The following is a 12669-nucleotide window of genomic DNA, read 5'->3' as shown; positions in this document are numbered from 1 at the left end:
CGTTTACGGCATAAAAGGTGCTACCTTAAAGCCGAACCGTGTAGCCTGTTCATGTTAAAATACCCAGTTCTAAAGGTATTATTATCCATTCGCAACTTGTTGAATTTCCAGTAGACAAAAGCATAAAAAAACACCGCAACTAGGTGCGGTGTTTTTTTATTTTGATAGTGCGGATAAATTAAACGACCTGTTTAACACGCAGCTCTTTAGGTACAGCAAATTCCACATTCTCTTCGCGTCCAGCACGCTCAGAAGCTGAAACAGCACCCCACGCTTTGAGCTTGTTTACCACACCTTGCACTAACACTTCCGGTGCAGACGCGCCTGCAGTAACGCCAATATGCTCTACACCTTCTAGCCATTCCTCTTGAATGCAATTAGCGTCAGCAATCAAATACGCTTTTGCGCCAATTTTTTCAGCCAACTCGCGAAGACGGTTCGAGTTTGAGCTATTCTGTGCCCCAACAACCAGTAAAACCTGACAATCTTGGGCTAGGTCACGCACCGCGTCTTGGCGATTCTGCGTGGCATAGCAAATGTCGTCTTTTCTCGGACCATTGATTTTGGGGAACTTAGCGCGAAGTGCGTCAATAACATCGGCGGTATCATCAACAGACAGCGTAGTTTGGCTGCAATAATAAAGATTGGTCGGATCTTTAACTTCAAGCGTTGCCACATCAGCTTCAGATTCAACTAAATAAATACCGCCATCTTCGTTGCTGTACTGACCCATGGTGCCCTCTACTTCAGGGTGACCAGCATGACCAATCAAGATACATTCAGTACCCGTTTTGCTAGCGCGGGTAACTTCCATATGTACTTTCGTCACTAAGGGGCACGTGGCATCAAAGACCTTTAAACCGCGATTTTCCGCTTCTTTTCTTACCGCTTGCGATACGCCATGGGCAGAAAATATTACTATGCTGTCGTCTGGTACTTCGTGAAGCTCATCAACAAATAGCGCACCACGCTCACGTAGCCCATCTACCACAAATTTATTGTGTACCACTTCGTGGCGTACATAAATGGGCGGCTCGAACATTTCAAGCGCGCGTTCAACGATGGTGATAGCTCTATCAACGCCCGCGCAGAAGCCACGAGGGTTAGCTAAATGAATTTGCATAACTAGTTTCCACCTTGTGCTGACACGCCAGGTTTAACATCAATAATTTCAACGTCAAAGATAACCGTTTGCCCTGCTAGCGGGTGATTGAAGTCTACCGTAACAGAGTCTCCAGCGGCACTTCGAATAATCCCCGGAATCTCTGAACCGTCAGGCTGAGCAAACGCTAAAATCATGCCTTCCTCAACCTGTAAATCTGCACCAAAGCGGCTTCTATCCATATAGTGAATATTATTCGGATCAGACTGGCCGAATGCATCTTCAGGGCCTAATTTAAATGACTTTTTGTCACCTTTTTTAAGCCCAAGTAAACACGCTTCAAAATTCGGCGTAAGGCTACCGTCACCCATCACCATTTTGGCAGGTTTGTTGTTTACACGAGTACTGTCAGCGGCAGAGCCATCTTCTAGCTTTAAATCAAAGTGAAGAATAACTTCGTTGTCAGCACCAATTATCAATGAGTCTGTCATAACCTTTCCGAATACTACTTAATGGTTTCGCTATTGTCCGCGGCACTGGCTCGCGCGTCTGCACCGTTCCCTTCACTTTTTTTGTCGCCATTTTTAAACATGTCGATAATAAGTAAGGCAGCGCCTATAAATATTGCGCTGTCAGCAATGTTAAACGCTGGCCAGTGGTAGTTGTTTACGTAAAAATCTAAGAAGTCGATGACATAACCATGGACTAAACGGTCGTAAACATTACCTAGTGCACCACCTAGAATAAAGGCAAACGCAACGGGCAGCATTTTTTGCGAACGGGGTGACTGCTTCAGCCACCACAAAATCACTACACTTACTACAACAGCAATGGCAGTGAAGAACCAGCGCTGCCAGCCACCTGCATTTTCTAAAAAGCTAAATGCGGCGCCGTAATTATGTACGTAAGTAAAGTTAAAAAACGGCAATACCTGTATCGACTGATACAAAGACATACTGTCGATAACCGTGTACTTACTCCATTGGTCGAGGATAAACGCAATTGCGCTTATCCACAAAAAACGCAAGCCTGTTTCGCGAAAAAGCTTAAGCATAGTGGCGCTCTTCTCCATCACCATCAATGTTTGTCACACAGCGACCACAAAGCTCTTCGTGGCCTTCATGTGAGCCTACATCTTCACGGTGATGCCAGCAGCGAACACACTTTTCACCGCTTGCTTTATCAACGCTCAACCATAAACCTTCAACGTCTGTGGCTTTCGCATCAGACGGTGCACTGTCAACTTTCGTTAGCGTAACGCCTGATGTAATAAGTACGAAGCGTAGCTCGTCTTCAAGCTTTGCAAGTACGTTGTACAACGACTCGGTAGCATAAAGCGAAATACTCGCTTCTAGTGAGCCACCTAGCTCGCCATCTTTACGCGCCTGTTCCATCGCCTGGTTTGCGGCATCTTTTACGCTTAGCACTTGATGCCATAGGGCATCGTTAAACGTATCGCTTTGCGTGAAGTTGTTAAACCCTTCGTACCAGGTTTCAGTAAATACAAACTCGCTGCGCTCACCTGGTAACGTTTCCCAGATTTCTTGTGCAGTAAAGCTGGTAATCGGCGCCATCCAGCGAACCAATGCTTCAATGATATGATACATGGCCGTTTGGCATGAGCGACGGGCTAGCCCATCTGCTTTAGCGGTGTACTGGCGGTCTTTAATCACGTCTAAGTAGAATGAGCCCAGCTCGATTGAACAGAAATGCGTAAGCTTCTGTGACACTACCAGCAAGTCGTAGTTGTCATACGCTTCGATAAGCTCTTCTTGAAGTGCCTTAGCACGAGCAACAATCCAGCGGTCAAGCGCGACCATATCTTCTTCTGCAACCGCATCTTCAACCGAGAAACCGTTCAGGTTCGCTAGCAAGAAGCGTGCAGTGTTACGTACGCGGCGGTAGCCATCTGCAGCACGCTTTAAGATTTCATCCGATACCGCAATCTCGCCGCGATAGTCAGTAGATGCTACCCATAGACGAAGGATGTCTGCGCCTAATTTGTTAGTGACTTCCTGAGGCGCCACAACGTTACCTACCGACTTCGACATTTTTCTGCCGTGGGCATCTACCGTAAAGCCGTGTGTTAGCACTTCTTTATAAGGCGCGTGACCGTGCATGGCAGTTGATGACATAAGCGAAGACATAAACCAACCACGATGCTGGTCAGAACCTTCAAGATATAAATCGGCAGGGGCCGGAATGTCATCGCGACGATCGACAACGAAGTAATGCGTTACACCCGAGTCGAACCAAACGTCTAGGGTATCGGTCACTTTTTCATAGTTGTCTAATTCGCTACCAAGCAGGGCTGCATCGTCGAGATCCCACCACGCTTGAATGCCTTTAGCTTCAACTTCTTGTGCCACCTTTTCCATTAACGCCGCAGACTCTGGGTGGATTTCACCGGTAAGTTTGTGCACATACAAAGGAATAGGCACGCCCCACGTACGTTGACGAGAGATACACCAATCTGGACGGCCCTCAACCATTTTCTCAATGCGGTTTTGGCCCCAGTCCGGGATCCATTTGGTTTGCTTAATTTGTTCAAGTGATTCAGCGCGAAGGCCTTTTTTATCCATGCTTACAAACCACTGAGGCGTAGCGCGGAAAATAATTGGCGTTTTGTGGCGCCAGCAATGCGGGTAGCTGTGCTCGTATTTTACGTTTAGGACAAGGTTGCCCTTCTCTTTAACCGTTTCGATAATTTCATCGTTGGCTTTAAATACAAACTGACCTGCAAACAGCGGTGTGTTTTCGAGGTACACGCCATTGTTACCTACCGGATTGTACACTTCGATATCGTATTGCTTGCCCACGTTAAAATCGTCAACACCATGAGCTGGCGCTGTGTGTACACAACCTGTACCAGAATCAGTTGTAACGTGGTCGCCTAGAATTAACGGTACTTCAAGATCTAAGAATGGGTGATTAACCTTAAGCTTATCAAGCGCAGCACCAGTACAGGTTGCCACTTCGCGGAATTCCTCAACGCCGTAACGGTTCATGCAGCTTTCAAGCAGGTCCTGCGCTACCACTAGCCATTCATTTGAAGGCTGAGCTTCAACAATCGCATAAGTAAGCTCTGGGTGTAAGCTGATTGCACGGTTGGCTGGCAGTGTCCACGGTGTGGTAGTCCAAATAACTACACCTGCTTTATGTGAGGTTAAATCACCTTCAGACACACCAAACGCTTCTGCGATAGCGGCCACATCAGCCACTGGGAACTTAACGTCGATTGCCGGTGATACTTTGTCTTTGTATTCAACTTCTGCTTCAGCAAGTGCTGAACCACAATCTGTACACCAGTGAACAGGTTTGAAGCCCTTTTCTAAGTGACCAGAGTCTACAATTTTACTTAATGCACGAATGATGTCGGCTTCAGATTTGAAGTCCATTGTTTTGTATGGGTTATCCCACTCACCAAACACACCTAAGCGTTTAAAGTCAGCCATTTGGCCGTCAATTTGCTTTTGTGCATATTCGCGACACTTTTGACGAAATTCAGCCGCCGTAACTTTCTTACCTGGCTTACCAACTTTCTTTTCTACCATCAATTCTATCGGCAAACCGTGGCAGTCCCACCCAGGAACGTACGGAGAATCGAAGTCAGAAAGGTTTTTCGACTTTACAATAATGTCTTTAAGAATTTTGTTAACCGCGTGACCAATGTGAATATCGCCATTTGCATAAGGAGGGCCATCGTGAAGAATAAACGGCTTTTTGCCTTTTTTCGCTTCACGAATTTTGCTGTATACCCCTTTTTCCTGCCAGTCTTTAAGCATTTTCGGCTCGCGCTGAGCAAGGTTACCGCGCATAGGAAACGCAGTTTCTGGAAGGTTCAGTGTGGCTTTGTAATCACTCATAAAATTGTATTATCCGGTTACCTTAATTTTCACCCAATGCACTAACACATTGTGAAGGCGATATTCATTTTGCGATGTTCAAATTAAAACGCTGAATGTAAAAGGTTCAACGTAAAACTGTGTGTCGTTCTTACTAGCGCAAGGCTGACGTTATATGTTCTAGCACAGTGACTTACTTACGCGTTTCGCGAACAAGGATCCACGTTTAAAAAATCAAGCTCAATAAAATTAATACGCGCAGAAACTTCTCGTGACTTTATCACGTTTAACTATGCTAATAACAGACGCGCTTGTGCTGCATCTGCTTGAATTTGATCTTTCAACGCCTCAAAAGAATCAAATTTAATTTCATCTCTTATTTTTGCCATCGGAAACACCGTAATAGGCTTGCCGTATAGGTCAGATGACAAATCAAAAATATGGACTTCCAGCTGGTTTCTTACCCCGTTAACAGTAGGGCGGGTGCCAATGTTCGCAACGCCGTTATAGTGTTTTCCATCTACGTCGACACGAACCGCGAACACGCCGTGAATCGGCGTCTTTTGGCGTTTTAGCATGACATTCGCGGTGGGGAAACCAATGGTGCGACCTTTTTTCTCGCCGTGAACCACCCTACCGTGAATAGCAAACGGGCGCCCTAGCATTTCGGTAGACAAACCAAAGTCGCTGTCAGCCAACGCTTCTCGCACCGCGGTAGAGCTTATGCGGTGAGCGTGCATGGTAAAACTGTGGGTGCTTACTACTTCGAAACCGTATTGGCGACCTGCCGCCTCGAGCATTTCGAAATCCCCTTCGCGGCCATTGCCAAAACGGAAATCGTCGCCAACAACGAGAAATTTAACACCCAGTTTGTCCACCAATAAATCGTGAACGAAAGTATCGGCACTTTGCTTAGCAAACTCCGCGTTAAATCGCACGGCAAGCAGTCTGTCCACACCTTGTTGGCGCAGCAATTCGTATTTTTCCCGAAGAGGGCTTATACGCGCTGGCGCTTTATCAGGCATAAAGACTTCTTCAGGCTGCGGTTCGAACACCATTACGGTGGCAGGAAGTGATAGCGATTTCGCTTTTTCAAGCACGTTAGCCAACACAGCTTGATGACCACGGTGTACGCCGTCGAACTTGCCAATAGTGAGCACACACCCTTTATGGTGCGGTTTTACATTGTTTAGCCCGCGGATAAATTCCACTGTTAGCCACTACCTTTTAACTGCTAGAAAATCAAAGCTCGCGATTATAGCCGACCGCGAGCACAATACCAAGCACACGGGCCATTCTCACATGCCGCCTTTAGTTATACTGAATATTACTCGCCGCCGCTTTTGAAATGCCTGGGTCGCATGCCCAGCACAACCATGGTTGTCACGAACAGTATGACCGACAGCGATATGGTTATTCCTACTTCTACCATTTGGGCGGAAAGAGACAAATCAAAGAAAGCTAAGCCTTGATCTCGGTAATAAATGAGCCCGCCCATGGCTGCACTTGCAATAACTACACGGGCAATAAACAGAACCGATGTGCGGCTTAACGCAAACACGCCTTGGCGATGCAGCGTTATATAGAGCAAAGCGGCATTAAGCGTAGCTGACATACTGGTAGCAACAGCAAGCCCTACATAACCAAACGGAATCGCTAATATAAGGTTAAACACCATGTTTGCGACCATACACCAAATACCAAATTTCACTGGCGTCTTAGTGTCTTGGCGGGAGTAAAACCCTGGCGCGAGAATTTTTACCAGCATAAAGCTGAGCAAGCCAAACGAGTACGCGGTAAGCGAGTAAGACGCCATAATGGCGGTTTCTGCGGTAAACGCGCCGCGCTGAAAAATAACGGTCAGAATAGGCCTTGCCATCACGCCAAGTCCCACTGCAGCAGGTATGCCCAATAAACACACCATGCGAAACGCCCAATCGATATTCGCAGCAAACGCTTTGGGGTTGTTACTGACGTGATTTCGGGAAAGCGTAGGTAAAATGACTGTTGCGATGGCAATACCAAACAACCCTAGGGGAAATTCAAGCAGCCTGTCTGAATAGTACAACCAGCTTATTGAACCGGTAACTAAAAAGCTGGCGATGAAGGTATCAAACAACAAATTGATTTGCCCTACTGACACACCGAATAAGGCAGGGATCATCAGGGTGCGTACTTTTACCACATTTTCGTCATGCCAGCCCCACTTTGGCTTTACCAAGAGCCCTGCCCTGAACAAAAACGGCAGTTGAAACAAGAACTGTACAATACCGCCGATAAACACGCCCCACGCTAGGGCGTATGCGGGTTGATTAAGCGTAGGAGCTAAGTATATAGCGCATGCAATAATGCACACGTTAAGTAAAACGGGGGTGAAGGCAGCAACCGCAAACTTATTTAGCGTATTGAGTATCGCCCCTGCCAACCCAGTCAGAGAGATAAACGCCAAATAAGGAAAGGTAATTTTTAACATGGTCGACGCGAGCACAAACTTATCTCCGGCCTCGTCCCCTTCGAGCCACGCCACAAACCAGCCTGTACCAAATAAAGCCGCCAAAACAGGAGATGCTATTACCCCTATAATAGAAACTACAAAAACAATAGCGCCTAATGTACCGCTGACTTTTGCAACGAACTCTCTAAGCTGCTTTTTATCGTCATTCTCGTGGACTTCGGTTAATACCGGAATAAACGCTTGTGCAAATGCACCTTCAGCGAATAGACGACGAAGAAAATTAGGAATTTTGTTAGCAAAGAAAAATACGTCAGCGGCTGCTCCATCGCCCATAAGCTTGGCAACAACAACATCACGTACCAAGCCTAATACTCGCGAGACCAAGGTCATAATACTGACGATAAGACCAGATTTTATTAACTTCCGTGACACGTCACACTTCCAATAAGAGGTAAAGAATAGGCTGAATAGCATCAGCCATTTGAAAGATAGTCAAAGGCATCTGCTAAGCGCAAAGCGGCAACGCTAGGTTGCAAGCGAGCCATAATAACTAAAGGCTATCGCAGGCGAAACGATTTCTTCAAAATAGTTGTGCATCTTTAACAACTTTCTTGTTATAATCCGCGCCCGGTATGGGGTGCTGTCGTTTATGCATGTCTATCGCTAAAATGTCTTGAAAGAATATCACTACGAATCTCTTTCAAAAAATGTCGCAGAGAAATGTCGCAAAGAATGTGCAACGTGTTGAGCATACTTTGTGTTCAATAGCTTGCGCGTTTTAACGCGGAACGATTTAAGTTTTAAATCGTTTGACATTTGGGCGTTTGGTAGGCACAATCCGCACCCTCGTTTTTGACATGAATTTATTTTGGGAGTTACACCTTGGCTAACATTAAGTCTGCTAAGAAGCGTGCAATCCAAGCCGAAAAGCGTCGTCAGCACAACGCTAGCCGTCGTTCAATGACTCGTACAAGCATCAAGAAAGTTATCGCTGCAATTGCAAGCGGTGACAAAGAAGCGGCACAAGCTGCACTTACTGCTGCTACTCCAGTACTTGACAGAATGGCTACTAAAGGCTTGATTCACAAGAACAAAGCTGCTCGTCATAAGAGCCGTCTAGCTGCACAAATCAAAGCACTAGGTTAATCTTTACGATTAGTAGTTAAAAAAGCGCCCTTCGGCGCTTTTTTTGTATCTGCAATCGACGCTAATTAGCATGGGTTACTGATTCCAAATTTAGACTTAAAGGCTTAAAGCCCACCACTAGGCGAGCTTTGTCACTAGATAAAAAGTCTTTGCGGTGTGTTCTTCCCCCCAGCTATCCACTTATCAGCTCATCTTCCTTATTGAGCTTGCCGGTGCAATACGCATGATCCAGTGAAGGATGGTCCAAGGCCAGCTTGGCACAAACGCATTCGCTTTTTCTTTATTGATTGCATTGACCATCGCACGACAGCCCACATCGGTATCAACAATAAACGGTACTTTCTCTACTTTTTCGTTTATTTCGCTGCGAATAAAACCGGGGTGAATACAGGTGACGTTAATTGGCGTATTCATTACATCCATTCGAATGCCTTCGGTCATTGATGTAAGCCCTGCTTTTGTTGCCGCGTATACAGTCATGGCGCGTCTAAACCCGCGCACCGCGCTTATAGATGAAATCGTCACAAGATGACCACTATTTTGTGCCCTAAAGATAGCCATTGCCGCTTCACATTGTGCTAGCGCCGACACAAAGTTAGTCACCGCCGTTTGCTTGTTAGCGTGGAAATACCCCGTGCCAATAGACGCGCCCTTGCCCATGCCTGCGTTTACAATAACTCTATCAAGGGTTCCCATGTCGGCTTTGAATGCGTCGAATACTTCAAAAACCGCATCGTGATCATTGACATCCAGCGAGCGAATATACACATCAATGTTTGGGTTAATTGAATGCAATTCGTCTTTCAATTTTTCTAAATTCTCAAAGCGTCTTGCGCATAGGGCTAGGTTACAACCCTGTTTGGCAAACTCAATCGCCATTCCCTTGCCTAGGCCTGAACTCGCGCCTGTGATCAGAATATTGCGTCTTGTTGTCATTATCGTTTTCCTGATGCTTTTATGGCCTTATTACAACGCCACATTAAGTAATGAATGAAGATCCAAAAGTTTTTAAACGCTGGATTATTGGTTTGCTTGTGGTGGTATCGATAGTAGATTTGCTGGGCAATACCGGCTAAACGGAAAAGCCCGTATACCTCGTAAAAGGTAAAATCATCTACATCTATTTCCATCTCTTTGCAGTAGTACGCAACCACCTGCTTTCGAGTTAGCATACCGGGTAAGTGAGTAGGCTGGCGGCGTGTTGATTGGGCCAAAAAGTCATCATCCGCTTGTACCCAATACGCCAAGGTATTACCCAAGTCCATAAGCGGGTCCCCCAAGGTCGCCAGTTCCCAGTCCAACACACCAATAATTTGCGTATAGTTATCTGGCTTTAACACCACGTTGTCGAATCGGAAGTCATTGTGGGTAATACAAATGCGTTCATTAGCGGGCATGTGGTTTTCTAGCCAGCGCATTATTTTTTTACCCGAGGGGACATTCCAGGTTTTTGCTTTACTATAGCGTTCGCTCCACCCGCTTATTTGGCGTTCTATGTAGCCAGCACCTTTACCTAAGTGCTCAAGCCCCGCTTTCTTATAATCCACTTTATGAAGCTCGATTAAGCTATCAAGTACATTAGTGCAGAGTTGTTTGGTTTGCTGCTCAGACGTGTTTAAGCCTTTGGGTAAGTTCTTACGTGGTATCACGCCGGTAAACTTCTCCATTACGTAAAACTCTGTGCCTATAGCGCTCTCGTCTTCACAAAGTCCAAGCATTTCTGGCACATAGCGGTAAACAGGTTTTAACGCATGCTGTAACCGGTACTCCCGCCCCATATCGTGAGCACCTTTCGCTTTAGTACCTGCCGGTGCCCTTCGCAAAATTAACGACGTTTGCTCGCTCTGGTTTTGTTTACTGCCTTGATAGTCCAAGCAGTACGTCCAATTAGAAGCGCCCCCAGAATACTGGGTGACTTGAGGCAAATTATCGCTACTTTGTATCGTGGCCTCCAATGATGGATTCGAGGCACTAATATTTCCTTTAAGCCAATTGTGTACAGCGCTGACGTCTAGCTCTTCGCCTGCACGTACGCTGTCAGCTTTATCTACGACCTGTTGTTGCATATTTCATTCTTCTTGTAATTCTGTTTCAAAGGGCCTATTCAAAGTGCTAACTCACAATCTTTGGCTAGAAGATACTTCTGTTTGTGCCTGTACAAAAGCAGCTCGACAATTATCTTCAGATAGCTTGGCGACAAACAGAGGTGAGCCCAATTCTGTTTTACCTAATTTTGCTTTAAATTTGCTTTAACTTTGCTTTTCCATTGCACGCTTCATCATCTTCGTTTGATTGAGCATATTTTTGATATAACGCTGGGTTGGCAGCAGCTTCTTTAACAGGAAAGCGCGTTTACCCAGTTTATGGGTAAGAATTAGAAACTGCTTCTTATCGACTTGCTGAAATATGGACTCAGCCACGTCTTCTTTCGTCATGTCTGCTTTGGCAAAGAATTTATTGAGCATCTTGTGCGACGCTGGGTTGCTGCTTCGCATCGACTCATCTAAATTCGTTTTGAAGAAGCTTGGACAAACTACACTAACGTCAATATTGTCAGGTGCTAATTCCAACTTCATGGTTTCAGAAAACGACACGACAGCGGCTTTAACCGCGTTATAACTTCCCATGTAAGGAATAGGCGTTAGCCCCGCTTGTGATGCAATATTAATGAAATAGCCACCGCCTTGCTCTCGCATTATAGGTAAGAGTGCACGACTGACTCTCACCATGCCTAACACATTAATATCAAACACCCACTGCCACTGCTCAATGCTCTCATCTAAAAGGCTGCCACCAGAAGCAACACCCGCATTGTTAAATACGATATCAACACCGCCCCAGCGATTTTCCAAGGTGTTCGCTAACGTTTGAACATCATTTTCAGAGGTTATATCGCAATGGATGTAAAACGCGTTGGCACCTTGGGCGGATAGCGTATTTACTGTTTCATCACCTCTTTCTTGGTTAATATCGGCAATGCAAATATCTAACCCCTCGTCTTTGCCTGCCCACTTTTCCGCCCACTTAAGGGCAATGGCCTGACCTAAGCCGGTAGCGCCACCGGTAATCAATACGCGCATGATGTGTTTCCTAACTGTTCTTGTTTCATTATTCTTGTATCGGCGTTTATGTTTAGTTGCGCTTTATTGTGTTAAGCGCTAATCAGTACTTCACTATTCTCTCTAATTGACCGCCTTATCAATCCAATCAAACTGATTCCGTCTTTTGCAGTGACACTGATGGCTGTTCGTTACGCATTTTTCGTTTTGCCCACAGGGCCAATAGTGCGGGCCCGATGTACATTGCTACGCCATATACACCAGGTGCAATCGCGTAATCAGGCGCATCTAAAAAGGTAATACATATCAGCATTGCAAGCGCCGCGTTTTGCACGCCTATTTCAATGGCCAGCGTGAGCGAGTCTTTAAATACTAGGTTTGAAAGCTTAGCAAGCCCGAGTCCTAACAATACCGATGATAAATTTAACGTTAAGCAAACCAAAAACGCGCCTTCAAAGGACGCGGCCAAATTGTTTCTTTCTGAAACCAGCACGCCCACAATCATAAGCAACATGAAGTACATAGAAAACTGCCTGAAGAAGCTCTCAGTTTTAGTAGCAAACCTGCTGTTAAAGCGACGAATGGTCATGCCTAAAATGACCGGTACAATTGATATACCAACCAGCCCGATCACTGTTTGAATAATAGAAAAGTCTGGCGCGTTTTCTTTTACAAAGTAATCAAGAGCAAATTGAATGATAAAGGGCGTTGAGAAAACGCAAGCGATGGTAGAAATAGCGGTTAAGCTGACAGAAAGGGCCAGATTTGCTTTTGCAATGTGGCTGATTAAATTACTGGTCGTGCCGCCTGGGCATGCCGCTAAAACCATGACACCAACCGCAATATAATCGGGTAGACCAAAAACAAAGCACAGTCCTAGCGCCAACACAGGCAGCAATATAATTTGCCCTATAAAACCCGTTATTACCGCTTTAGGTGCTTTAAGTAGTCGGGCAAAGTCTGCAAGGGTTAGCGTTAGCCCCATACCAAACATAACAAATGCCAACGCTAGAGGTAACAACACCTCGGTAAGTACAGATGCCTGCATACACACGCCCCTTA

Annotated in this window: 11 protein-coding genes; 1 reads left to right on the top strand and 10 read right to left on the bottom strand. The window is 45.7% G+C overall.

What is annotated here, in order from left to right; all coding sequences use genetic code 11:
* Positions 1-178 precede the first annotated feature (178 nt).
* From ispH to murJ, 6 genes are all read right to left on the bottom strand, one after another.
* Positions 179-1123, bottom strand: coding sequence for a 4-hydroxy-3-methylbut-2-enyl diphosphate reductase (gene ispH / locus MHN00_RS07495; RefSeq protein WP_014977011.1), 945 nt, complete (start codon positions 1121-1123; stop codon positions 179-181).
* 2 nt (positions 1124-1125) lie between these two features.
* Complete coding sequence (gene fkpB, locus MHN00_RS07490) at positions 1126-1593, bottom strand: FKBP-type peptidyl-prolyl cis-trans isomerase (RefSeq protein ID WP_014950129.1); 468 nt, start codon at positions 1591-1593, stop codon at positions 1126-1128.
* A 14-nt stretch (positions 1594-1607) separates the two neighbouring features.
* Positions 1608-2156, bottom strand: a complete 549-nt coding sequence (gene lspA, locus MHN00_RS07485) for a signal peptidase II (protein WP_014977012.1) — start codon at positions 2154-2156, stop codon at positions 1608-1610.
* Positions 2149-4968, bottom strand: coding sequence for an isoleucine--tRNA ligase (ileS, locus tag MHN00_RS07480; protein WP_239300815.1), 2820 nt, complete (start codon positions 4966-4968; stop codon positions 2149-2151). The genes lspA and ileS overlap by 8 nt, the downstream gene beginning before the upstream one ends.
* A 269-nt stretch (positions 4969-5237) precedes the next feature.
* Positions 5238-6158 carry a bifunctional riboflavin kinase/FAD synthetase gene (ribF, locus tag MHN00_RS07475; RefSeq protein WP_239300814.1) on the bottom strand — a complete coding sequence of 307 codons (921 nt, stop codon included), beginning with the start codon at positions 6156-6158 and terminating at the stop codon, positions 5238-5240.
* 116 nt (positions 6159-6274) lie between these two features.
* Positions 6275-7834, bottom strand: coding sequence for a murein biosynthesis integral membrane protein MurJ (murJ, locus tag MHN00_RS07470; protein ID WP_239300813.1), 1560 nt, complete (start codon positions 7832-7834; stop codon positions 6275-6277).
* Between the two features lie 450 nt (positions 7835-8284).
* Here murJ and rpsT point away from each other — a divergent pair, with 450 nt between their 5' ends.
* A complete protein-coding gene (gene rpsT / locus MHN00_RS07465) occupies positions 8285-8548 on the top strand; it encodes a 30S ribosomal protein S20 (protein WP_014950134.1) in 264 nt (87 codons plus the stop codon).
* 183 nt (positions 8549-8731) lie between these two features.
* Here rpsT and MHN00_RS07460 read toward each other — a convergent pair whose 3' ends face one another.
* The 4 genes from MHN00_RS07460 to MHN00_RS07445 all read right to left on the bottom strand — a co-directional run bounded on the left by MHN00_RS07460 (position 8732) and on the right by MHN00_RS07445 (position 12655).
* Positions 8732-9484, bottom strand: a complete 753-nt coding sequence (locus tag MHN00_RS07460) for an SDR family oxidoreductase (RefSeq protein WP_239300812.1) — start codon at positions 9482-9484, stop codon at positions 8732-8734.
* Positions 9484-10614: a phosphotransferase family protein gene (locus tag MHN00_RS07455; protein WP_239300811.1), complete on the bottom strand. Its 1131-nt coding sequence runs from the start codon at positions 10612-10614 to the stop codon at positions 9484-9486. Before MHN00_RS07455 ends, MHN00_RS07460 begins: the two co-directional genes overlap by 1 nt.
* A gap of 183 nt (positions 10615-10797) precedes the next feature.
* On the bottom strand, positions 10798-11628 hold the full coding sequence (locus MHN00_RS07450) for an SDR family oxidoreductase (RefSeq protein ID WP_239300810.1): 831 nt from the start codon (positions 11626-11628) through the stop codon (positions 10798-10800).
* Positions 11629-11755: 127 nt separating this feature from the next.
* Positions 11756-12655: a bile acid:sodium symporter family protein gene (locus MHN00_RS07445; RefSeq protein WP_239300809.1), complete on the bottom strand. Its 900-nt coding sequence runs from the start codon at positions 12653-12655 to the stop codon at positions 11756-11758.
* Between the last annotated feature and the right edge of the window lie 14 nt (positions 12656-12669).

It is taken from the genome of Alteromonas sp. Cnat2-8 (assembly GCF_022348355.1).
In the GTDB taxonomy this organism is placed as follows: Bacteria; Pseudomonadota; Gammaproteobacteria; order Enterobacterales; family Alteromonadaceae; genus Alteromonas; species Alteromonas macleodii.
This window is presented reverse-complemented; position numbering and strand designations above follow the sequence as displayed.